The sequence below is a fragment of the Neoehrlichia mikurensis genome (assembly GCF_019186785.1).
In the GTDB taxonomy this organism is placed as follows: Bacteria; Pseudomonadota; Alphaproteobacteria; order Rickettsiales; family Anaplasmataceae; genus Neoehrlichia; species Neoehrlichia mikurensis.
Genome location: NZ_CP066557.1, coordinates 218,796 through 244,763, shown reverse-complemented (window position 1 = coordinate 244,763; position 25,968 = coordinate 218,796). Strand labels below are relative to the sequence as shown.

18 protein-coding genes and 1 tRNA gene are annotated in these 25,968 nt (G+C 26.7%); 10 read left to right on the top strand and 9 right to left on the bottom strand.

Going from position 1 to position 25,968, the window contains the following annotated elements; genetic code table 11:
• Positions 1-205: 205 nt before the first annotated feature.
• The 5 genes from HL033_RS00935 to thiE all read left to right on the top strand — a co-directional run bounded on the left by HL033_RS00935 (position 206) and on the right by thiE (position 5,345).
• Positions 206-278: transfer RNA gene (locus tag HL033_RS00935), tRNA-Ile, on the top strand.
• Positions 279-505: 227 nt separating this feature from the next.
• Positions 506-1,408 carry a methionyl-tRNA formyltransferase gene (gene fmt / locus HL033_RS00930; RefSeq protein ID WP_218194245.1) on the top strand — a complete coding sequence of 301 codons (903 nt, stop codon included), beginning with the start codon at positions 506-508 and terminating at the stop codon, positions 1,406-1,408.
• A 223-nt stretch (positions 1,409-1,631) separates the two neighbouring features.
• On the top strand, positions 1,632-2,453 hold the full coding sequence (trhO, locus tag HL033_RS00925; protein WP_218194244.1) for an oxygen-dependent tRNA uridine(34) hydroxylase TrhO: 822 nt from the start codon (positions 1,632-1,634) through the stop codon (positions 2,451-2,453).
• A gap of 492 nt (positions 2,454-2,945) precedes the next feature.
• Positions 2,946-3,758 (top strand): pyruvate, water dikinase regulatory protein, encoded by an 813-nt coding sequence (locus tag HL033_RS00920; protein ID WP_218194243.1) that lies wholly within the window; start codon positions 2,946-2,948, stop codon positions 3,756-3,758.
• Positions 3,759-4,343: 585 nt separating this feature from the next.
• Complete coding sequence (gene thiE, locus HL033_RS00915; protein ID WP_218194242.1) at positions 4,344-5,345, top strand: thiamine phosphate synthase; 1,002 nt, start codon at positions 4,344-4,346, stop codon at positions 5,343-5,345.
• A gap of 807 nt (positions 5,346-6,152) precedes the next feature.
• Here the strand turns inward: thiE and HL033_RS00910 are convergent.
• Positions 6,153-7,442 (bottom strand): HlyC/CorC family transporter, encoded by a 1,290-nt coding sequence (locus HL033_RS00910; RefSeq protein WP_218194241.1) that lies wholly within the window; start codon positions 7,440-7,442, stop codon positions 6,153-6,155.
• A gap of 133 nt (positions 7,443-7,575) precedes the next feature.
• Here HL033_RS00910 and HL033_RS00905 point away from each other — a divergent pair, with 133 nt between their 5' ends.
• Positions 7,576-7,854, top strand: a complete 279-nt coding sequence (locus tag HL033_RS00905) for a YggT family protein (RefSeq protein WP_218194240.1) — start codon at positions 7,576-7,578, stop codon at positions 7,852-7,854.
• 6 nt (positions 7,855-7,860) lie between these two features.
• Entirely contained in the window at positions 7,861-9,966 is a 2,106-nt protein-coding gene (locus HL033_RS00900; protein ID WP_218194239.1) for an FtsK/SpoIIIE family DNA translocase, read from the top strand.
• Between the two features lie 590 nt (positions 9,967-10,556).
• On the opposite strand, the gene HL033_RS00895 is transcribed toward HL033_RS00900, so the two are convergent.
• Together HL033_RS00895 and HL033_RS00890 are read right to left on the bottom strand one after the other, a co-directional pair.
• On the bottom strand, positions 10,557-13,355 hold the full coding sequence (locus HL033_RS00895; protein ID WP_218194238.1) for a hypothetical protein: 2,799 nt from the start codon (positions 13,353-13,355) through the stop codon (positions 10,557-10,559).
• A gap of 364 nt (positions 13,356-13,719) precedes the next feature.
• Positions 13,720-14,901: an aspartate aminotransferase family protein gene (locus HL033_RS00890; protein WP_218194237.1), complete on the bottom strand. Its 1,182-nt coding sequence runs from the start codon at positions 14,899-14,901 to the stop codon at positions 13,720-13,722.
• 164 nt (positions 14,902-15,065) lie between these two features.
• Between HL033_RS00890 and HL033_RS00885 the strand changes: the two genes are divergently transcribed.
• Positions 15,066-15,593 carry a hypothetical protein gene (locus HL033_RS00885; RefSeq protein ID WP_218194236.1) on the top strand — a complete coding sequence of 176 codons (528 nt, stop codon included), beginning with the start codon at positions 15,066-15,068 and terminating at the stop codon, positions 15,591-15,593.
• A 428-nt stretch (positions 15,594-16,021) separates the two neighbouring features.
• Complete coding sequence (locus HL033_RS00880; protein ID WP_218194235.1) at positions 16,022-17,422, top strand: sensor histidine kinase; 1,401 nt, start codon at positions 16,022-16,024, stop codon at positions 17,420-17,422.
• A gap of 457 nt (positions 17,423-17,879) precedes the next feature.
• Here the strand turns inward: HL033_RS00880 and HL033_RS00875 are convergent, their stop codons facing one another.
• The 3 genes from HL033_RS00875 to HL033_RS00865 are packed head-to-tail and all read right to left on the bottom strand — an operon-like array spanning position 17,880 to position 19,886.
• On the bottom strand, positions 17,880-18,782 hold the full coding sequence (locus HL033_RS00875; RefSeq protein WP_218194234.1) for a cell envelope integrity protein TolA: 903 nt from the start codon (positions 18,780-18,782) through the stop codon (positions 17,880-17,882).
• Positions 18,783-18,793: 11 nt separating this feature from the next.
• Complete coding sequence (locus HL033_RS00870; protein WP_218194233.1) at positions 18,794-19,198, bottom strand: ExbD/TolR family protein; 405 nt, start codon at positions 19,196-19,198, stop codon at positions 18,794-18,796.
• Positions 19,199-19,208: 10 nt separating this feature from the next.
• A complete protein-coding gene (locus tag HL033_RS00865; RefSeq protein WP_218194232.1) occupies positions 19,209-19,886 on the bottom strand; it encodes a MotA/TolQ/ExbB proton channel family protein in 678 nt (225 codons plus the stop codon).
• Positions 19,887-19,948: 62 nt separating this feature from the next.
• Here HL033_RS00865 and mutL point away from each other — a divergent pair, with 62 nt between their 5' ends.
• Positions 19,949-21,931, top strand: a complete 1,983-nt coding sequence (gene mutL / locus HL033_RS00860) for a DNA mismatch repair endonuclease MutL (RefSeq protein ID WP_218194231.1) — start codon at positions 19,949-19,951, stop codon at positions 21,929-21,931.
• Between the two features lie 531 nt (positions 21,932-22,462).
• Here mutL and dprA read toward each other — a convergent pair.
• From dprA to HL033_RS00845, 3 genes are all read right to left on the bottom strand, one after another.
• The gene (gene dprA / locus HL033_RS00855) at positions 22,463-23,602 is read right to left on the bottom strand and encodes a DNA-processing protein DprA (protein ID WP_218194230.1); all 1,140 of its coding nucleotides are present in this window, start codon (positions 23,600-23,602) and stop codon (positions 22,463-22,465) included.
• Positions 23,603-24,160: 558 nt separating this feature from the next.
• Complete coding sequence (gene fabF / locus HL033_RS00850) at positions 24,161-25,438, bottom strand: beta-ketoacyl-ACP synthase II (RefSeq protein WP_218194229.1); 1,278 nt, start codon at positions 25,436-25,438, stop codon at positions 24,161-24,163.
• 23 nt (positions 25,439-25,461) lie between these two features.
• Positions 25,462-25,755, bottom strand: a complete 294-nt coding sequence (locus tag HL033_RS00845) for an acyl carrier protein (RefSeq protein ID WP_218194228.1) — start codon at positions 25,753-25,755, stop codon at positions 25,462-25,464.
• Positions 25,756-25,968 lie beyond the last annotated feature (213 nt).

Below are 25,968 nucleotides of genomic sequence, written 5' to 3'. Positions count from 1 at the left end.
GCAGTTTAATATTTATACAGGTAGGTTGTCTAGAAGATGTAGCAAGCTTAGTTACTTATATTGAGTTTATCATGGCAAAATACTTGTTAAATATTATATGTTTGTATATAGTATTATAACTATAATAATATTTTTTTTGTTATAACTTAATATTAATGTACTATTGTAAATTATATCTTTATATAATACAATGGATTTGTAATGTGGGGCTGTAGCTCAGGGGTTAGAGCTGATCGCTCATAACGATAAGGTCGTAGGTTCAATTCCTACCAGCCCCACTCTTATATAAAATGGAGCATGGGTTTTCTTTTAGTTTTAAAGGGTTATTGAGAATTTTATTTTTAGCGTCATTTTGAATAATTAAGAATTATTATGGGATTGAGAGTTATTCCTGAGTTATGATGTAATTTAAACAACTTGTGCTTTTTTAAATCATAAGATGATTACTGGGTTTTTTATTTTAATATACGTAAGTTATGTAATCTAATAAAAGTTAGGTAGTAATATGAAGGTAATATTTATGGGTTCTTCGGAGTTTTCTGTTGCTACTTTAATTGCACTTTTAAATTTTCAATGTAAAATATTAGCTGTTTATACGAAGGCACCTAAACCTGCTGGTAGGGGAAAAAATATCAGAAAAACACCTGTGCACATAGTTGCAGAACGTCATAATATTGATATATATACACCATCTTCTCTCAGATCTGATAGTGAAATTGAAAAAATACGTAATATGAAACCAGATGTGATAGTAGTAGTTGCATATGGGTTAATCTTACCTAAGAGATTATTGGATATTCCAAAATATGAATGTATTAATGTACATCCATCTTTGTTGCCGCGATGGAGAGGAGCTGCTCCTATGCAGCATACAATTTTGTATGGAGATAGTGTTACAGGAGTAACTATTATAAAAGTAGGTGAGTTATTAGATGCAGGTGATATATTGCTTCAAAAAAAAGTGTCTGTTAATTCAGAAGATAATATTAATACCTTAAGTGATAGGTTATCTTTTATAGGTAGCGAATTAGTTGTTAATGTTTTGAATAATATTAATAGCATACTACCCACGAGGCAAAGTGATGTTGGTGTCACTTATGCAAATAAGCTAACAGATTTTAAAATAAATTTTTATGATTCTGCTGAATTTATATGTAGGAAAATAAGAGCTTGTTATCCAAAGGCTTTTTTTGTGTTACATGGAAAAAGAATTCGAATATTGAAGGCTGATAGTTATGAATTTAATCAATTCAATGCTGGTGACATTATTAATGATAACATGCATATAAAGTGTGGAGGAAATACTGTATTAGTACCTATGATACTTCAGATGGAAGGTAAAAATGCATGTAATATTAATAATTTTTTACGAGGATATAGAAAGAATATTTTAGGATCACTTTTGTAAATTATTGAAGATTTAAAGCTATTATATATTTTTATAAATAAGTAGATATTTCAGTGGTAAGCTATATTTTGTGCAGGTTATAATTATATTTTTTATGTATATAATATTGTACTTGAGTTGAATGTTTATATAATATGAAGCATTACAATTTATGTTGTAGATTGACAGAAAATATTTAGTAAAATAGAATTACTGGTTAGAGATTTTAATAGTGTATGAGAATATGAGCTGTGTTATTGCAACTTTTTATCGTTTTGTATATTTGTCTAACTATTATGACATTCAGCCTGTATTAAAAAATTTTTGTGTACAGGAAAAAATAAAGGGTACGATAATTTTAGCTGAGCAAGGGATTAATGCTACAGTATCAGGTAGTAGTTCTGCAATAGATAATTTATTTTCTTTCTTAGAATTAGATAGTAGATTTAAAAGTATTCAATATCATAAAAGTTATGCAAGGGAAGAGCCTTTTATGAAGATGAAGGTAAGGTTAAAAAAAGAAGTTGTGTGTATGGGAATGACAGATTTTGATTGTTCTGTAAATGGAGAATATATTTCTCCTGATGATTGGGATGGTTTTATTTCTGACTCTAAAGTTTATACTATAGATACTCGTAATGATTATGAAGTGAAATTTGGAAAATTTAAAAATTCTATAAATCCTAATACATCTTACTTTCGAGAATTTCCCCAATGGGCAAAATTATGGTCAATTGACAAAGCACGTGATATTAATATTGCAATGTATTGTACAGGAGGCATTAGATGTGAAAAATCTACTGCTTTTATGAAAAGTTTGGGATTTAAAAATGTTTATCACTTAAAAGGTGGAATATTAAACTATTTGCGTAGTACATATAACAAGAATAAGTTATGGCTAGGGGAGTGCTTTACCTTTGATGATAGGATTGCTGTTAATGAGCATTTGCTTCCTAGTGATAATATTAAATGTATTAAATGTTCTAGAAGGGTTAGTAATGAGGACACTAAGTTAATATCAAGAGGGCATATTATATGCTGTAAGTGTAGGTCTGACGCATTATAGTATTAATGCATATGCGTACTTTTTTAGAATTGATGTGTAAATGTGAAATTTATAATAGTTAATATGTTCGGAGTAGTTATATAACTATAAGAGACTTAGAATGTTTGATAAGTAGTATGAATATAGCTCTATAGTATTAATAAATAATCTTTGAAAAATGATATAGTTAATATGTATTTAATGACGAATATATAGAAAAAATTTTTTAGTTTTTATATATGATTTGACTAGTTATAAAATATCAGGTATTTTAACTATATTAAAAAATTAATTTTATATTATATCTGCAAATATTAAACTAGTTACTCTATTGTCTAGAATAGATTATATCAATGTAATATTTTATTAAAAAAGTAAATAGTAAAATATGTAAATCTGGTATTTTCATCAATATATTAAGATACTAATATAAAAGCTTTTTAATAATTTATACTTTAATATGTTTATAGATACTTATTTTGTGTAATTTATGATTAGTATGTATGTTTTTATATGACTGATAAATTGACTTTAAATTTACATTTAGTATCTGATTCTACTTGTGAAACAGTAATTTCAGTAGCTAGATCAGCATTAGAACATTTTACGTCTGTAAAAGTTAATGAATTTGTATGGTCATTGGTTAGTAGTTATAAACAAATTGATAAAATTATTTTGGTTATTAATCCTGAAAAATATAACCTTATTATGTATACAATGGTTGATGATAAACTCAGGGAATATTTAAAAGAAAAGGCCAATGCACAGAACGTTAGATGTATACCTATTTTATCTCATATTATTAGGGAAATTTCCTGTTATTTGCATATAGCAAAAGATATAAACGTTAGTGCTAGTAGATTAAATGATGAATATTTTAATCGTATAGATGCAATAAATTATACAATTGCCCATGATGATGGACAAAGTCTTTGGGATATAGATAAAGCTGATATAATTATTGTAGGAGTTTCTAGGACTTCTAAGTCGCCAACCAGTATATATCTTGCTTATAGAGGGTATAAAGTAGTCAATATTCCGTTAGTTCATTCTATAGACATACCTGTAGATTTATCTATGTTTAAAGATAAATTAATAGTTGGGTTGACTATTAACATAGATAGATTGATACAGATACGTAAAAATAGATTAATATCTATGAAAAATTATGATAATCATGAGTATGTCAACTATAGACAGGTATTTGAGGAAATTAATTTAGTAAAAAAAATTTGTACTCAAAATGGATGGCCTATTATCGATGTTACACAGAAATCTGTTGAAGAAATTGCTGCAACAATAATTCAATTTTTTAATAAAAATTAATTGTTAATTAAATGAATACAAAAAGACTACTCTATAAGTATTTTGTTAATCTATTGATTTTCTTTCTTGAGTATAAAATTATGTTATTAAATTAGAGTTACTAAAAATCAGTTATGCTTTAATATAAGTTTATTGGAATAAAAAATTTGTTTAATCTTATATATATATATATATAATTTATTATTTTTTATAAAAAATAATGGCATTAATAAAAAAGTATATTTTTTGATAGTAAATTTACTATTTTTTATTGAATAATACTTAAGTGTAAAACATATACATCTGTAAAAAAACTCTTATATCGCTATATTATATAAGAACTAGTTATGTGCTACCATATTAAATAGAATATGTACTGATATAAATTAATATGTTGAGGAAAAAATTGAATATTGGTATTTATTAGTGTTAATATAAATAATATTACCTTTATAATGTACTACCTAAAAGTAGTTATTTATTTGTGAGAATTGCAAGCTTGTATAATTATATAACTGTTATCTTAAGATATTAATTTGTGTAAAAATATGCTGTGATTTTTTTGATTTATAGACTATTTAATTTATTAAAATACTGCGAGATGTTATGTATATAATAGAAAAAAAAGAATTAAATGTAGAAAAAATAATTGATGATGTTATATATGATTTATATATAGAAAGTGATCAGGATGTTTTTATTATTGATACAGATAATAGAGATACCTGTATAGATTATTATTTTGATGGAGAAGAAAAATTACAGTTTATATATTCTTGCAATAATAACAGTAAGGAAAAATTTCATTTAGCTTATAAAAAAGCGATTAAGTTTTTAAATAATACTAAATGTTTAAATATAAAAGATGCTTATTATGACTGCTTAGTGCTTGCAAGAGCTTATGTTAGTCTTGATTTTAAATCTGGCTTGGATGATTTAACTAGCTACTATTTTCCTTGTATAGTAAATAGTTTTCAGCAGGATGATGTGAAATTTAATTTTAAAAAAATAAAATCTATAGGATTATATTATATAGTTCCAAATATTGATTGGTTAAAATACGTTGTAGATTTAGGAGCTAATATCATACAATTAAGAATTAAAGATAAATCATACGATGAGATAGAAAAAGAAATAGCGCAATGTATTGAATTTGCTAGAAAAAAGAAAATCAAGCTATTTATTAATGATTATTGGCAATTTGCTATAAAATATGGTGCTGATGGGGTGCATTTAGGACAGGAAGATTTAAAAATAGCTAATGTTTATGATATATATCAATCAGGATTGTATTTAGGTATTAGTACGCATTGTTATCATGAATTAGCAAGAGCATGTTATTTTAATCCTTCTTATATTGCATTTGGTCCCATTTTTCCTACGACATCTAAAACAATGAAATTTAATGCTCAAGGATTAAAATTATTAACTCAGTGGGTTAAGCATACAGATTGTAGTGTAGTAGCAATTGGTGGTATTAATTTATTAAATGTAGATTCAGTAGTTAATTGTGGTGTTAGTGGAGTTGCAGTAATTTCTGCAATAATTGATAGTAGTGATCCTAAGGATGCTATATATGAATTTCAAAAAAGATTTACTTGTTTGTAACTATAAATTTTAAGAATTTTTGATAAAGTTTAAGAAATTTGTATCAAAAATATTATTAGTAAATTTAGTATGTGTTTCTTATATTTATGATTAAGTTTATCATAATGTGGCATATTTTGGTAAGATTTTAGTATTTTAGAATAAGTTTTACTATGTAATATTTATATTAAAGTGATATTGTATGATTTAATGTAATAAAGAAAGTTTATGTTATATTAAAAATAGACCCATTTGCTAAAGATATTTATATGGTAAATTCTTTAATAAAAGTTACTTAGCAATACTATACATATACATTAAGTGGTATATTTTTTTGATTTTATAGTTGAAATATTAATTTCAAATAGCTTTAGTATATAGAATAACTTTATTAAGAGATATTAGGTTTTAGAGTATTTTGTTGTAGTAATTGATTTGATACTCATAAATATATATTACTTTAATTAAGGCTACAAGTAATGATAATACTACGTTTAGAATATTTATGGATAGAATAGATAGAAATGTTATTATATATAACATGTGTAATGAAATATAAAATAATATGATTCACACTATTAATTAATAATTATGATATATTATGATGATGTTGAGCAAGATTATTTTTTGTAATGTTTTGCTTTTCTAGATTTGAATGATTTGTATTTATAGTAATGATCTTAATTTGTATAAGGACAACTATAATTTAGGTGATATGTGTTTTTTATATTGTATTTTGTATTTAATATGTTAAAAGTTGTATAATATGTTTTTAGTTGAAACTTTGGGTTATGGTTTTAATCTGTATCATGTAAGATAAGGTTTTTTTTAAACATGATTATAAGCAGCATTGATGTTGCTAGGAACTTCTACTTGTATAGTGGTAATAACATTTCCGTGTTTTGTCAATATTGTAAAAGAAAATCCATATAATTGAAATTTTTCTCCTTCTTCTGGTATACGTTCAATTTTATATACGATAAGACCGGCAAGGGTAGATGCTTCCTCATCTGGTAAATTCCATCTTAATTGTCTGTTAATATCTCTGATTGGCATTTCTCCGTTTATTTGGTATACATTTTTAGAAACTGATTTGATTAGGTTTTCCTCTGCAATATCATGTTCATCAGAAATATCTCCAACTATTTCTTCTAGTATGTCCTCTAAGGTTACTATTCCTTGTAGTGCTCCATATTCATCAATGACTAAAGCAAAATGTTTACGGTTTTTTCTAAAATTATGTAGCTGTACACTTAGTAAAGTTGTATCTGGTATAAACCATGGTTTTGTCATAATTTTGCATATGTCATCCCGTGTAATGTTATCATTTTTTTCTCTTATTAAACTTATCATATCTTTTACATGTAATATTCCTATTATTATATCTTCCCTATCTTTCCATATAGGAATTCTACTATGATGGCACTTAAGGATTTGTTTGATAAAATCATTAATATTTATATTAATATTAAGTGCTGATAGATTTTTTCTATGGGTCATTACTTGAGATATTTCAGTTTCTGCAAGATCTAAAATGCTACTTAGCATATCTAAATCTTGTTTTAGCATAGTACCTTTGGTACTGTGTAATAGTATTAAATTACGCATAGCATCAGCTGCTGAGATGATTTCTTTATCTTTATGCATATGAAAGATTTTTAATACAATATCTACAAAGTATTGTATAAGCATTGTAAGTGGAGATAATATGAATACACAATACATTACAGGTGCTGCTATTAGCAATGCGACTTTTTCTGGATTTTGTACAGCATAGGTTTTAGGCAATGCCTCTGACAATAATAAAATGAGAAATGTCATAATAATTGTGGATGCTAGTATTCCTTCAGGGCCAAAGAATCTAATACATATTGCTGTGGCAAGTGATGAAGATGCTATATTAACGATAGTATTGCCTGCTAATACTGTGCTAATGACAAGCTTTTTTTTGTTATGCAGTGAATTTACTATAGCTGCTTTTTTATTGCCTTGCAGCGCTAGTTTGTTTATTCGTGAAATACTAATTGATATTAAACTTGTTTCTGCTGCAGAAAACATAGCAGAAAGAAGAAGCAGTCCAAAAACAATTAATATTAACAATAACAATAAATAATCCATTGAGGATAACAACCTTCCCAGTAATAAGTTATATATAATAATGCCATGTTTTTCAAGTGAAAAAATTTATCATTTTAAATTAGTTGCAAGTTTGTATATACTTAAGTGATCACTAAGGTATAAAGAGGAATATATGCATCCAATAGTATACTTGCTAGATATATTGTTAAGTACTTATAACTTTGCTTTAATTGTATGGTTGTTAATAAATTGGCTTATTACTTTAAATATTATAAATAGATATAATGAATTTGTGAATAATGTTTTTATGGCACTTTCTAAAATTTTTTTTCCTGTTCTAAATTTTATCAAAAAATATATACCTGTAGTGTACGGGATTGATTTTTCTCCTATTATATTACTCATATTTATTAATTTTTTTAGATATACATTGCGTTACTATTCTGGGTAATTGTTTATGATTAAGGATATATTTTATAAATTTTACTTTCATGTTAAATTATTTAGTATTTTTTGTATTGCTGGGTTTATTTGTGCAATAATTTTAACATATAATGTTAATGATACTTCCTTTAATACTGCAAGTAGTAATGTAGTGATGAACATTGGAGGAAAGATAGGTTCTTACTGTGCTGATATATTAATTCAGTATTTAGGTGCTGCAAGTTTTTGCATATGGATTTTCGTTTTAATATATGGAATTAAGGAGTTATTTGGATTGAATAAATTGTTTGATTTATTCTACTATATACTTGCTGTAATAGGTATTAGCGGGATGCTAAGTAAATTATCTATGGTAAGTAAGTATCATTATGGTGGAGTAATAGGTATTAAGCTTTCATCTTGTTCATTTACTGTGTTATTAGCGATAGTATTATTTAGTTTATGTGGAATAATTGGATGGAAAGAGATAGTGAGGTTTTTATGGATATGGTTTGTTAATTTGTTTAAAAAAGAAAATAAGTCTGGAAATTTTGTACAAGATGTACCTTGTGTTGAACAAAAAAGAAAAACTGGTATTTTAAAAAAGATTAAAAACGTAAAACAACTACCTGAATATAGATGTAATAATAGTGAATTTATTTTACCAGCTGTTGATTTTTTATCTAAAGCAAGCTCAGTAAAAGATGCAAATAGTAATAATAATCATACAAAAGATGTTGCTTGTTTACTTGATGAAGTTCTAAAAGATTTTGGTATATATGGAAAAATAATAAATGTACGTCAAGGACCAGTAGTGACATTATATGAATTTGAGCCTTCAGCAGGTACTAAGTCCTCAAGGGTTATAGGACTATCTGATGATATTGCACGTTCTATGAGTGCTTTATCTGCTAGAATATCAGTAATACCTGGAAAAAATGTTATGGGGATAGAATTACCTAATCATAATAGAGAAATAGTAATGCTAAGAGATTTGATTAATAGTAAAGAGTATAGAGACGTAAAGTTAAAATTGCCGATAATTTTAGGAAAGAGTATTGATGGAGAAGTAGTGGTAGCTGATTTAACAAAAATGCCACATCTTTTAATTGCTGGAACAACAGGTGCTGGTAAGTCTGTTGCTATTAATACTATGATTTTATCCTTATTATATAGTTTAACACCTGAACAATGTAAGATGATACTTATAGATCCTAAAGTATTAGAGCTATCAATATATGACTCTATACCACATTTATTAACTCCTGTTGTGACGGAATCAAAAAAAGCTATAGCTGCTTTGAAATGGGTAGTAGGAGAAATGGAAAATCGATATAGATTAATGTCTGCTATAGGAGTGAGAAATATCATTGGATATAATGATAAAGTCAATGAAGCTATTAATAATGGTGTTATGTTGGAAAAAACTGTGCAAACAGGTTTTGATAAGAGTACAGGGGAACCAATTTTTGAAAAGATAATAATAGAATCTAAGCTATTCCCTTATATAGTAGTTATAGTTGATGAAATGGCAGATTTAATGTTGGTATCTGGAAAAGAAATTGAATCTTCTATACAGAGATTGTCACAAATGGCAAGGGCTGCAGGTATTCATATAATTATGGCTACTCAGAGACCATCAGTTGATGTAATTACTGGAGTGATAAAAGCAAATTTTCCAACAAGAATTAGCTTTGCTGTAACTTCTAAAATAGATAGTAGAACTATTCTTGGTGAACAAGGAGCTGAGCAGCTACTTGGGATGGGGGATATGTTATATATGGTTTCTGGTGGAAAAATTATTCGTGTACATGGAGCATTTGTAAGTGATAGTGAAGTTCAAAATGTTGTTAATCATTTAAAAAAGCAGGGAAATCCTAGTTATATGGAAGATATTACACAAATACCTGATGAGGAAGAAAGTGATTATGATGCGGACCAATATGGTGAATATGATGATAGACTTTATGGTCAGGCTGTATCTATAGTGCTTAGAGATAAAAAAACATCAGTCAGTTATATACAGAGACAGTTGAGAATAGGCTATAATAGAGCAGCAAATTTAATAGAACGTATGGAAAGAGAAGGTATATTGGGTCCAGCTGTCAGTTTTGGTAAAAGAGAAATTCTTACTAAGTGATAGCTAGTGAGTATTATTTAATTAAAGATAGGGTTTATCAAGTCGTGGTATGATGGACTATCTTTATGTAAATTTAGTAATAAATTTGTTGCTATGAAATTGTATGTAATTATTAGTCTTTCTGAATAATAAATTTTAGTAGTATGTTATTGTAAATTATTATGAATATAACTGCATTTTTACTTGTTATAAGAAGAGTTAAGTTGTAGTGCCGACCAGAATTTACTTTAAGAAATATATTAACTGTATTAATATGCTTGTTATTTAGAGAATTTATTACAATTGTTAATGTGGTAATGGAGCAAGTTTTTATACTTAAAAATGCATATTTATTAATGTAAATAAAAGTATAGGTACATTTACACTGCTATTCTATATAGGTACATTTACACTGCTATTCTATTAGATGATAATTACTTTTATAAAAGTCCTTAATACTAAGTACTATTAATGTATTTCTTAATAATATATGCTGGATATATATTTTTAATTTTTCAAAATTAGCCATAATATATAATTTTTAGTCAAATGAAGCAGGCTTAGGGATAAATAGGTTATTGCTTTCTAAGCAATCAATAATAATAATAATGTTAATGTGACTTGGATGGTTGCTGAACATGAACTAATATTGTAGCATCTTGTAAGGAACTCAAGTCATTACTGCTTAAATTTGAAGAAGTATTAACATCTACTGGATTGGAAATTTTATAAAATAATGCTGCATTATTTTGTGTATTATGTATTTTTATTTCGTTTGAAATTTCTACTAACATAAATACAACTGATATTATTAACTGTAATATTATTGCAGGAACAATGCTAAAATCATAAATATTTTGTGTCTTACCACGGAGATCAACAGCTTCTAGTATATGACATATAAAATGGATAAATTCAAGCATGCAAACAATAGCGCACAACATAGTAGGACTTAATATGATGTTAAGCAGCTTATTTTGTTGCTTATTTTGTTGCTTATTTTGTTTTTGCTGTAGTAATTGATCTGATACTCTTAATGTACAAGAAATGAATCCAATTAAAGGTGCAAGTAATGATAATACTAAATTTAGAGTAATTAAGCGAGAAATATCACCATAGTATAACATGTATAATGAAGTCGAGAATAATGTGATCCACATTATTGAGCCAATCACTGATAGTATGTTTTGACAGCGCTGAATTGCTACAAGATTATTTGTTGTAGCATTTACTTGTTTATCTTTATTTATTTGTTTAAGTGCAATACATGATTGTAATATTAAAAAGAGAGATAATATTATGGATATACTATAACATATATAAGTAGCATATTTTTTATATGTAGATAAATCATAATATTTTGCTATAAGGCTAAAAGCTGAAGATAGGGCGTCCACTAATATTATTAATAGAGTTATTGCAAAAAATAAACGATCAACATAGGATGTTTTGTTGCTTTGTGTAAAATTACTTATTTCAATATTGTACTTTTTTTCTATATTATCTTTAGCAAGAATGTAATTATCATTGGATTTACTGTTAAGAGTCTCAAATTCTTCTATTGTCTTTATAGCATCTGGAAGTTGTTGTGATAACTTATTTAGTTTTTCTATAACATTCTTATCTATCTGATTTAACTGAGAGGATTTTTTTTTAGATACACTATTTAATACTGATAGAGCATTTGCTACAGCATCCTTTAAATTAGATGGTGTAACACTAGTGCTATTACTTGTAGTAGCTATAGAACCTGGTGCTATAGTATTGATTTCCTTTATAATATCTATAAATTCTTGGTGTAGCGTATTTAATGTTTGTAGGTAATTTTCATGCCTTGCTTGTATTTTATGAAAATTATCGTTAGCAACTTTGTAACATTGAAAATCTTTTTCCTTTTTTTCGTTAATATATTGTAATGCTTTCTTAATATTATAGTATAATTTTTTAGTATGGCGTAATTCGACAGCGTTATCTTTTAATTGACTTTGTATATTATACATAATAGTCTCAGAAGCTTCTAATTGCTTACTAACGATATTGTGCTTTTTGTTATATTCCTTAATGTTTTGTTCGAGAAGTTTGATATTTTTTTGAGTATTTTTCTTTTTCTTTTTTATATCTTCTATACTTTTCTCTAAAGATCGAACAGTATTTTTTGAGGCTTCGTTAGTATATGCAATATATGTATGTATATCTTCGAGGCCTTTGCTTTTTAATTTTGTATTAAGATATGTGTAAGTAGCTCGATATTCTTCTTCAATAGATGCTAGTTCTTCTGTAAGTAGTCCTACAATATATTGTAATTTTACTGCACATAGTTCTTTTAATTGGTCTATAGAGTTTATTTCTGCAGCAATTGTTATATTTTGTTCAATTTCTGTTATGCAATGTAAAACTTTAGAAGTTATATTTTGTGTTATTTCTTCAAATTGTGTCTGAAAATTTTGTAATTCTATTTTTAATTCTTGCAAGATTATATTTTGTGTAATCTTATTTTGAATTCCTTTTACTTTTTCTAAATAATATGTATTTTTTACTCTAAGGATATCTAATTCTTCTAGTTTTTCTTGTCCAAATATTAAAGATTCTTTTATATCTATAGGAAGTTCTGTTTTTTGAAGTAATCCTATTATATAATCTTTAGATTTGTTAACAATTTCTTTGTTAAGTATTTTATAGCTACTTTCTAATGATTTATCTAGTAATATCATATTATCATTTTCTTCATTTTTTTTTGTTATACTTGTTAATAAAGCATTGCATATTTTGCTAGCACTACTTTTAAGATCTTTGTATTGATTAACAACAGTTGCATTTTCTTCTATAAGAACTAGGTATCTTTTTTGAATATCTGATAAAGATTCTGTGGCATCATCAAATTTTTGTGAGATGGAATTACGTTCATCTTGAGTCTTGATGTAATTCTGCTTTTGGGCATGAAGTTCTTCTTGAACTTTCGTAATTTCTGCGTTACTTACCTCATGAATATTGGTATTATGAATCATATTACCTACTTGTTCTAGTTGTTCTTTAATAGTATTGCAATTATCGATATCCTTTTTTAACGCTATATAATTTTGTTCATTACTTTTCGCATTGCTATGTTGTATTTGTACATGTAATGCTGCTTTATAAGATTTTCTTTGTTGATTTAGTTTTTCTTGATTTATTTTGTAATCATCTTGTAATTGTCTTATGTCATTCATTATTGATTCTTTGTCTAAGGTACTAACAGGAGTGTATTGCACAGGATTAGTAGCTAAAGATCTTACATTATCCTTTTCCTTTATAATTAAAGAGCTAGTTGAAGGTGTTACATCTTGTTTTTCCAGTTGATGAGGAATTACAGTGGTGTATTTTCCTTTATCATCGGCAACAAGAGGGGTCTGTGAATTGATGTTTTTTAACATTATATTACCTAATATACCAGCAATACAATCTTAATATTTTTGTATTAACACTTTAACTATAGTTTACTGGTAAGTATATTAATAAATAATCGTGACTATAGGCTTATTATAAAGGAAATTAATACATAAAGTCAAGTGTATGTAAATTAATTGCTAGGTATTCATACTGTGATAAGCACAAGGAACTCTCTGTAAGACAGTAGTATTTTAGGTACATTAGTTTTAGGAGCGTGAATATTAATGTTGTATGTAAATTAAATATTAATTCCATAAAAATGTTAGCCTTTTATTAAAAAACATTAACCCTATACTGGATAACAATGCTTTTAATTTAAAATATGAATTTTATGATTTTTTAAAAAATTTAATTGTGAGTAATTTCTGTGAAGCATGTTTTTAAAATATCAACTGCTTCATCTATCTCCTGTTGCGATATTATTAGTGGCGGAAGCATTCTTATTACGTTATTACTTGCGGTACCCACTAACAATTTATACTTTGTAAGTTTTCTCATAACAAAGGTATTACTAATTTTATCCTGTATTTTTATTCCTAGCATTAACCCCATACCTTTTACTTCTTCTATTATAGGTATCTGATTAGATAAATGTACTAACTTATTTTTTAGATAAATTCCATTATTGGTAACATTATTTAAAAAATCTTTACTTAGAATTTCATTTACAACAGTGTACCCAATAGTTGTTGCAAGAGGATTACCTCCATAAGTGGAACCATGAATTCCTGTTGATAGAAACTGTGCAGCGTTTGCAGTTGCTAAGCAACTTCCTAGTGGAAATCCGCCACCAATACCTTTTGCTAGAGAACATATATCTGGTTGAATATCAAAGTGCTCATATGCAAAAAATTTTCCTGTTCTCCCTGTTCCACATTGTACGCAATCAAAAAACAGTAAAATATCATGTTCATTACATAAAGTACGTAATTCCTTTAGCAAATTAATATCAATTACATTTATTCCACCCTCACCTTGTATGGGTTCTAAGAGAATAGTCCCTATATTGTGCTTACTAATAACATCTTTAATAATATTAATATTACAGTCAGTATTTATAAACCAATCAACATATGGATAAAGAAGAAAGGAAAACTTTTGTGGATCACTAGCTGAACAAGCTGCATATGTTCTTCCGTGAAAAGAATTTTTAAGTGTTAATATCTTATAACGTTCGGGTTTTTTTTTGCCATTATGATATGATCTTGCAACTTTTAAACCACATTCCACTGCTTCAGCTCCTGAATTAGTAAAAAAGATAGTGTCTGCAAAACTATGGTCTATTAATTTTTGTGCCAACTTAATTGCTTCTGGTATAACATATAAATTAGAAGCATGCCAAATTTTTTCTCCTTGAGTTTTAAGTGCATTTATTAATGCTGGATGAGAATACCCTAAAGAATTAACGCCTATTCCAGATATAAAGTCAAGGTAGCGATTACCATTTTTGTCATATAGGCATACTCCTTTACCGTGAGTAAAGCTAAGATCTTGTGGGTTATAAAATGGCATAATAGGAGAAGACAGCATAAAACCCTCAAGTAAACTGTTATGCAGTAAATTACTACGCGCTATATAGTATACTTATGTTAAGTGATAATGCTCAACTTATATATTGATATATAACTTATGTCAAGTAATAAAGTTAGATGTGTAATTTTTATTATAGATTATGTTTATACGGTATAATAATAATGTTAATTACACATATTATCACTCGTGATTCTTCTGGGGGATTACATGGGGTATATCATTCTACTTTACTAAGATATAAGCCAGGGATATGTGCTGGTACTATGATGGTACAGAATGGGAAAATTACAATGATTGACATAAAGAGTGGACACTACACTCCAGCGCAAGAAAATTTATTTAATGCAATAAAGTGCTTAGATAAAGTGATAGTTCCTGATGCAGAGGTAAGATCACATTCTTATACGATTTGTGATAACGTTGTAAGATCAAGAGCACATTTTGAAAATAAAGAAAGTTTTTTACATCGAATGGAAACTAAAGGTAAAGATGGATTAACAATTCCGGAAAGATACTTTAGTTATATACGTAAATGTAATAAAGCTAGATTAGCGTCTTTAGGTAATGATAGAGATTCTCAAGTAAAAAGTAATTCTGATAATAATCGTTTGAGTTATATTCAAAGATTGTTTTGTAGAGGTAAAAAATTTATGAATAATATAATGCATAGTCTATATTCTATAAGATAAACTCTATAATGCATAACATTTTTAAATGGATTATATATGATAAAAGATATATTAACTATAATTAAGGTGCTTAGATTATTGTAAATGCTTTTTTATGTTTTAATATATTAGTTAGGTGAAATAACATGAAAAATTTATAATAAGAATTCTATTGTATTTTTATAAATTAAAATATTTTGTACTATTAGCATAAGTATTTTTTACTAGATATACTTTATATTACATAAATAAAGTGATGTAGGTTAAAAAAGGGTATAAGTTATATTGTAATGATTTAATAGTGAATATGTTACCTTTTTGCACATTATATTATATAAATAGTAAGTTATTACATTATATTATATAAATAGTAAGTTATTACATTATAGAATAATAAGCATTTGTATATGATATTTAAGTTTAAAGCTGTTTGATATAACGAATTGTATATGAAATATGTGAAGTTTACATTCCTATCGGTACTTATAGTTATATCAGTTATTGTTACTGGATATATGTATGTATATCTAAAGTATAATTTCCTACATAAAATTTCTCAGGAAATCAATATAAATATTAGAGATATTATGGTTAATTCCATACTTAATAAATATGCTTACTTATTATCTAAAGTTCCTAGTCATGTGGGAGTTAATCCTTATTATGTTAATATGCTGATTAAATTACGTGCTGAGTTTATTAAAGCTTTAAAGGATGTTGATGATATTTCTGTAATTTTATATAACTTAGATGGAAGTATTATATTTACTGCTGATAATACTGCTAATAAAAATTATAATCAGGAATTGCTATCTAGTGAGGAGATTGATGTTTTACTAACAAAAGGAAGACTACATAGTGTAATTGATCATGATACTATTGCAACAATATTTCCTATATTTGCATCAAATAAAAGTAATTCAACGCCTATAATGTTTTTAAAAATTACTAAAAATTTTACAAGTTTATCAGGTTTTTTTAAAAAGCTATACAAAGTGCTAGTTTGTTTTATTGTATTAGTAGCGTTAGTGTGTATTGTTTTTGTTGTGTTTATTTATAATAAAAATACGAAAATTCTTAGTACACAATATGATACTAATTTAAAATTGAAAGAAGCTAAGGAAATTGCTGAAAAGGAAAATGTTAGCAAATCTCAGTTTTTTGCAAATGTGAGTCATGAATTACGTACACCTTTAAATTCTATTATTGGATTTTCAGAAATTATTTGCAATGAGTCCATGGGTCCTATAGGTAATGAGCAGTATAAGGAATACATAAATGATATATATCAATCAGGTGTTCACTTGCTTAGCATAATTAATGATTTCTTAGATTTTTCTAAAGCAGAAGCAAACAGACTTACTGTTCAATCAATAAAATTTGATTTATTAAAAGTAATAGACTCGTGCTGTAATATGATATTGCAAAGAGCAGATGAGGCAAAAGTAAGAATAGAAAAAGAATTTCCAAATAATGATGTAATTATTTTTGCAGATCCGAAAAGAATAAAGCAAGTTATTATTAATCTATTATCTAATTCGATAAAATTTACGCAGGAAAATGGATGTATCAAATTATCTGTAGAAACAAATGTACAAGATATTATTATAGAGATTAGTGATAATGGAATAGGCATTGCTCAGCAGGATATTTATAAAGTAATGTCAGTTTTTGGACAAGCTGATAGTGAACATTCACGTAAATATGAAGGTACAGGATTAGGATTGCCTTTAAGTAAAAAGTTGGTGGAGTTAATGAACGGAGTATTTAAAATTAAAAGTGAACCAAATCTAGGTACTGTTGTTACACTTATTTTTCCTAATGTGAATCAGGATAGAAGACCTTTTTAATATTTTTATTTATTATAGAATAATTTATAGTTATTGTAAGGTTAAAAGTATTATTTAATATGGTGTTTAAGTAATTAATAATAGAAGGTATTATTATTGATATGAAAATTATATTCAATTAATTATTATAACAAAATTTATAACATAACATGATTTCTTCCACTGTAAGTGGATATAACATTGATTAGTAAATTTATCTATAGCAATATAATATTATTTTATTGCTATTAGTAGCGATGGTGCCATTTATGTGGTAATTAATTATTTAAAGAAGCAACTCTTAAAAAATATCTGTTATAAATAAAAGCACATAAATATTTACTATGAGAAATGATAAGATGAATTATTATATATAAAGTAATAGAGTTAATAAATAAAGTTAGTTATTTGTGGATATTTTGTATGTATATGTACAGATACATCCTTTTTAACAAAGATGTAGCTTTGTTTCAATGAATTAAAACATATGTTGTGGATCAAAATTTAGTGAAATATTGTGCCATATATGATAATGTTTTTTTGATAATCCGATTAATGGACTACATTTATAAACAGCACGTAACGCACTGTCTGCTATTGCCCTGAAGAAATGATCATTATTGTAACTATATTGATCACTAACTTCTGCAGTTATTACTTTCCCCTCAAGTGATAATGTAACGTTTATTATAATTTGTAGATTTCCTATATTTTTTGCTCCTGCTGGAATAGTCCAACATTTTATAAACTTACTTCTTATAGCATCAAGAATTGTTATTGATATAGGATTATCTTTATCATATTTTACATCACCTTGACCTATATAACCATCTTGATTTTTATTAGCTGTACTACCTTTTTCTAGGGACTTTAAAATACTTGCTAATTCTTGTTTAGGAGACATATGTTGTTTGATAGTATTTTCATTTGGTGATCTTTTTTTTGATATGGTATTTGTCTTGTTATTCGAGTTTACTGTTGTTATGTTTTTGTCTGTTTTTTTATTTAGATTAGGAAATTTTTTTTTTGATATGGTATTTATTTTATTGCTTGAGTTTACTGTTGTTACGTTTTTATCTGTTCTTTTATTTAGATTAGGAGATTTTGTTTCTACAGTATGTTTTTTATAATTAACATTATTTTTTGTAGTAAACTTATTTATTGAAGTACTGTTATGAGATGTTTTAGGTGATTGCTGTAATGGTATGTTATTTACTGTATTTAGTGGCAATGTATCAATAACAACAATCTGATTAGTAGAGGGGTTATTTTTTTTAAAATGTAAGTTAGGCAACTTAATTAAGAATAAACTTATTATTAGCAAATGAAATAATAATGATAGAAAAATATAGAAAACATCATTATGCAATAGACGATGCATTGTAATCCAAGTTAAGTTGTTAATTTTGTTACTAATGCTACTTTTTGTAATCCGTAGCTATTTATTAAGTTAATTACTTTTATTATAGCACCATAACTTACCTTGTCATCTCCACGTATAAATATTTGTACATTTTTATTTTTTATGGCAGATATTAGGTCCTTTTTAAGGGTTTCTTCCTTAGAAGATTTATTATTTACATAAATGGTACCATCGCTACTAATTGTAATAATAATTGGGTGATTGATATTTAGTTTTGCTGCTTGTGTTGCTGTAGGTAAGTTTACTAATAAAGATGGCATATCCTCTGTAGTGGAAGAAATCATAAATATTACTAATAAAACCAGCATTATATCAATGAAAGGTGTAACGTTTATATTATGTATTAATGTAGGTTTTTTACGCGGTATATACATTGAGATTTTACTATTTTATCATTAAAAATATTTCAAATTTGCTAATTAGCTCGTTAAATTTATTTGAAAGTTTAGCAATTGATACAGTAAATTTATTATAAAAAATTGTTGCAGGTATTGCTGTAATTAATCCTATAGCAGTTGCAAGTAATGCTTCAGCTATTCCTGGTCCAATAGTTGCTAAATTATTACTAGTGGCATTAGAAATAGCTTGAAAGCTGTTCATGATTCCCCATACAGTTCCAAGCAATCCGATAAAAGGCGCTGATGAGCCAATTGTTGCTAAAACTTCTACCTGGCTTTCTAGTATATCAATTGTCTTATGATATTCAATGTTAATTGATTGTAATATATATTCTTTTTGGTTATCTAAAGGTAAATTATCAGATTGTAATGCAGTTAATCCAGAAATGTAGATTTTAGCAATAAAACATTGATCATCATGTATATGTTGATGCAACTCATTTGTAGATTTCAGTAGCTTTATATTTTCTACAAATTTATCAGTTTTAACAATCTGTGTACGTAACATAACGTATTTTTTAAAAATAATTACCCATGAAATTATAGAAAATATTACCAATATTAATATAATAGCTTGTACAACTATATCTGCTTGTAAAAATAAATTCAAAAGTGATAGACTATTCTGTATACTTATGTTGGAGGGTTGTGGGATGCTTTCCATAATAAGTTACTACTTAAAAATGATTTTTTATACTATCTATTATGTAATGTCAATTATTAAAAATGTCTATTGTTTTACTAGATACATGCACCATTAATAGAATAGCTGCTGGTGAGGTGATAGAATATCCAGCTAATGTTATTAAAGAGTTATTAGAAAATTCTATAGATGCCCAATCTACTGTAATTAACATTAAAATAGATAATGGTGGTCGTAATTTGATTAGTGTATCTGATAATGGAGTTGGCATACCTAAGCAAGATATAGAAATGGCTTTTCTTTGTCATGCCACCTCAAAATTAGTTGGTGGTGATTTAATAAATATTAGATCTTTAGGTTTTAGAGGGGAAGGATTAACTTCTATTGCAGCTGTTAGTAAAGTGAAGCTAATATCAAAATATGTTAAATCTGATGTTGCTTGGTCTATAGTAATTGCAGGAGGAGAAAAAGTACAAGATTTATCTCCAGATGTTTTATCTTGTGGTACTAATGTAGAAGTTAGAGACTTATTTTTTGCTACGCCGACTAGATTAAAATTTTTAAGAACAGAACAAGCAGAAACTCAGCATATTATTGAAATAATCAATAAATTAGCAATTATTAATTATCATATTGCTTTCTCTTTATATATTAATGATAAATTAATTTTTAAATATCTGAAACAAAATGAAATGGTAGATCGGTTATCTGAAATTAAATTTTTTGGTACAGAATTTAAAAGTAATGCTCTGAAAGTAAGTTTAGAAGAAAGTGCAATTAAGTTAAATGGATATGCAAGTCTTCCAACTTTTAATAAATCTAGACCTAATGGTATATATACGTTTGTAAATAATAGGCCTATAAACGATTATTTGCTGATGAATGCAGTAAAATATGCATATAGCGATTTTATTGTTAAAGATAGATATCCAGTTGTTGTTTTATACTTTGATGTGCCATTTGATCAGGTTGATGTGAATGTTCATCCTAATAAATTAGAAGTAAGATTTCAAAATAAAAAACTAGTTTATAATATTGTTGTTAAAGCGCTTAGAGATGCTCTTTCAAAAAATGTTTATATAACACTACAAGATGGTAATTTGCTTACTTATGATGTTAATGATCCTTTTATATATGATAACATTGAAAAAATATGTGATGAAAAAAAATTACAAAAGTTATCTCTAAATTCTCATGTGTCACAGGTAGAGCCAGGAAAATCACAAGGTCATTGCGATGTACAATTATCAAGTAATTCTAATTTACAAAGTTATGAATTATCTGATAATACAAATAATACATCAGAAATAGATTCTTATGCATTAAGAAATGACGATAGCATTGATGTTGGAAAACGTGAAAATTTTAGTGACACTATACGACAATCTTTGTGTGATACTGACTTAACAGGTAATGTTATAAAACAAAGTACTTTTTTATATAATAAAAAGAGATTAACATTACAAGATGATATAATTCAGGATTATCCATTAGGTTATGCTATATGTCAATTATATAATAAGTATATTATTTCCTCGACTAAAAAATATGTAATTATAGTTGATCAGCATGCTGCTCATGAAAGGCTAACATATGAATATATGAAAAAGGTTATGAACAAAGATGGCATAAAACGTCAATTACTTATTATGCCAGAAATTGTTGAACTTAATAATGAGTATGAATTAGAATTACTTCTTGAACATGAAGAGCAGTTACTACAACTAGGATTATTGTTTAAATCTATAGGAAGTTTGGCTATTGTAGTAAGAGAGGTACCTGCAATATTTGGTAGTTTTAATATTAAAGCTTTAATGATAAAGATTATTGATAATATTATAGAATTTGGCAATACATTATTCATGGATAAAAAAATAAAGGATATTTGTGCAACTATAGCATGTTATAGTTCTATCAGAAGTGGTAGAAAATTACATATTGAAGAAATGAATAGTATTTTACGACAAATGGAATGTACTGCGTATTCTGGTCAATGTAATCATGGAAGGCCAACCTATATTAAGCTTAGTTTAGCGATGATTGATAAATTATTTGAAAGAACTTAAATGATTTGTAGGTATTTTGTTAAGATTTAGTAGTATAGCAAGCTTAGTAAGTTTTATAAATATCCAGTTAATATGAAGTTATAATGTTTAGTGAAGTAGTAGTGTTATATAACGATAGAAAGATACTAAAATATTTAAAGTAAATTTGGTAATTTTTTGTATGTTAAATTTATATATAAGTTTTTAGTAAAATTATAAGAATAATTATAAAGTAATATATAAAATGAGCTATCTATTACTGATAGTAATTATTAAATCAAAAAACATAAGCATATTAAGAGTAAATGTTATTATAATGAAAGTTTGTGATATGTGAGATATTCAGGTAATTTAATTAGTTATTTTGCTGGATGCTATTGTTATGAAAAAATTAAATCATCAGAAAAGATTATATTTTTTGTATAATTAAATCTAAAATGGGTTTATTTGATACAAAGCATCTTATGTATTATTAATGTTTTTTGTGATAGCAAATTATTTGTTATAGACACTAGTAAATAGATGATATTTTTAGTGTGTTAAATATTTTAATTATAATATTAGAGCAATGTTATGATTAGGTAGTTTTTCTATTTTTTTTGAAATTTCTAATTCAGTTATAGCAGCAAGTACTTCATTGATATTAAATGATGTTAGATTAAAAAGCTCTTCAATGCTTGTTGGTGAGGTGCTTAGTTGTTGTAAAATAAACTTTTTTATATCATTTTTTGTGGTGTTTTGTTCTTCATTATTATTTATTATGTTATTGTTATATATTAATTTTGTTTGTAGTGAGTTGTAATTAAATTTAATGCCTTCTATTATATCTGTTGCAGATTCTACTAATTTTGCTCCATTCTTTATTAGATTGTTACAACCAGAATATCTTATATCTAATGGTGATCCAGGAACTGCAAATACTTCTCTACCTTGTGATAATGCTAAATTTGCAGTAATAATAGATCCTGATTTTTTAGATGCTTCTACTACTACAATGCCAAGTGATAATCCAGAAATTATGCGATTACGCTGAGGAAATAACTGTGCTTTTGGTAATGCTGCAAAAGGTAACTCAGTAAGTACTAATCCCCCATTTTGTGCAATATCTTTATATAAATGTAAATTTTCTTTAGGATATACTATGTTAATACCACTAGCCATTACTGCAATGGTAGGAAAATTTTTTGAAATTACGCTATGCACAGATTTGTCAATTCCCTTAGCAAGTCCTGAAACAGTAATAAAGCCTAATTTTGAAATATCATAAGATAATTTATAAGCGAAATTTTTACCATTAATGGATGGATAACGGCTTCCAACTATTGCAATTGTATCTTCTTGTAGTAAGCTATGATTCCCTAATGCGGTAATAATAGGAGGAGAATCGTTTATATTACGTAACATTTTTGGATATGATGCTTCAAATATTGTTATAATTTTTGCACCTATTTTATGGGTATCTTCAATTTCTTTTTTTGCCTTATCAATAGGGTATATTTCTTTTATTTGATGACATGTTTTTAATGTTCCTTTTAATAGTGCTTCTAAAGCGTATATTGCATTTTGAGGAGTTTTATATAACTTGAGCAAATGATAAAAAGTTATAGGTCCTATATTGGGGGTACGCACTAATCTTATATAAGATATCAGGTCATTATAGTGTATTTGGTTATTATGTAAGTCATTTAACATAAAAATATTTTAAATTATTAATAAATCTTAAAATATAAATGTTAATTTTAAATAATCAAGAATAAATAGTTTTTAATCAATGTTAGCTTATAATATATAAGTAAATAATATTAGTTTTTATAAATATGCTAGACGCAAAACAATGTATCTGGTTGCTCAGAATTAATGTTGATTTATGATAACATTATGTGAACTTACCATAAGTATATTTATTTGAATTACAGCAATATTATAAAAATTAGGTATATTTATTGAGATGTAATACTGAAAAGAAAAATGTTTCTAGTTGTTAAAATCAATGTAGAGTACAACAATTTTGTATAAAGTTTATAATATACTTATTTAAAGTCATGAGTGAATTAATATTATATCAGATAATATATTAATTAGGTCATAGGATTAATATTTTAAACTATAAGCTGCATACAGCTATGATAAAATAAATTTTTACAATTAAAAAGTTATTATCTTTTATGAAGAAGTATTTCTACTAAAATATAGGTACTTAAATACCTACGTATGTTGCGAATTCTATTAAATAATGCATAAATTATCTAACTAAGTAGATAATTTTTTAAAAATTAAAGATACATTAGTACCACCAAATCCAAAAGAGTTTGATAGAGCATAAGTTACTTTATGTTCTTGTGCAACTAATGGTACTAGATTTAAAGCATTATCTTCAGAGGAGTTATATAAATTTAATGTAGGAGGAACAATATTATTAGTTATTGAAAGAATACTGAAAATAGCTTCAACACTACCTGCTGCTCCTAATAGATGTCCAATGGAGGATTTTGTTGAAGAAATTGGTATTTTATAAACCTCATCCTGAAAAACTGATTTTATGGCTTTTATTTCAATACTATCACCCATTAATGTTGAAGTGCCGTGAGCATTAATATAATCTATTTTACATGGATCTATATTTGCATTGAGTAAAGCTCTTTTCATGGCTTCTATACCACCTTGACCTTCAGGATGAGGAGCAGTGATATGATATGCATCTGAAGTTGCACCATAACCTACAAGCTCTGCGTAAATTTTTGCACACCTTTTTTTAGCATGTTCATATTCTTCGAGTACTATAATTCCAGCTCCTTCGCCCATGATAAAACCATCTCTCTCTTTATCCCATGGACGTGAAGCAACTTCTGGAGTATTGTTAAATTTTCTTGATAATGCTTTAATTGCATCAAATCCTGCAATTCCAGAACGACATATAGCGCTTTCAGAGCTTCCGGATATTATTATATCTGCTTCACCTAATTTTATAATTCTTGCAGCGTCACTAATAGCATGTGCACCAGTTGCACATGCACTAACAACTGAATTGCTGTATCCTTTGAATCCATATTTCATAGAAATGTGACCAGGAAGTAGATTTACTAAACTTGCAGGTATAAAAAAAGGACTTACCTTTTTAGGGCCATTGTTATTTAAACTTCCCACTGTTTTTTCAATATAAGGTAGTCCACCTATACCAGATCCAATGAGAACCCCTACACGATTATAATCGAGATTATTATAAGTCAGTAAATTAGAGTCTCTTATTGCTTCAATAGCAGCTGCAATGCCAAAATGAATAAACCTATCCATTTTTTTAATGTCTTTTTCTAAAATCCATTGTTCAGGATCGAAAACATAATTTTCTGCTTCATGTTTTGTTAATACTTGACCAGCAATTTTACATTCTAGATCAGAACTATCAAATCTACCTGTAATTTTCTTAATACCAGAAATTCCATTTATTAAAAGCTGCCACACTTTATTAACATTTACACCTAAAGGAGTGACTAATCCAAGACCAGTAACTACTACTCTTTTTTCTACCATAAAAGTTCCTAGTAATAATTTTATTAATTGGGTACTTTACTGCTTATATACTTTTCTATATCATTGATGGTTTCAAGTTTCTGTGCTTCTTCATCAGAAATTTCAATTGAAAAATGTTCTTCTAAACACATAACTAAGTCAACAAAGTCTAAACTATCAAGATTTAAATCTTTTGCCAAGTTAGTTGTGCCGCATATAGAATTTTTTTGCTCATCTTTAAGCTTTAAACAATCAATTACAATCTTTATTATAGTATCTCTTATGGAGCATTCTACCATATCATCTCTTTTGTTGTGTTCTGTAACGTCTTTTTCCATAATCTATCCATTTAATATTAATAATCGAAATAACACAAGTAATATATAAACTAAATTTCAAGAAAGCAAATATAATGTAAAGGCATTGTAAAATTAATGATCATAATAATTACAAAAATTTGCTTTACTTTGCACTATTGGTAATATCCTACATCTTAAATGTATTATTGTTTTATTAAAATTAATTGCTAATAAATATGCCTCATACAAGCA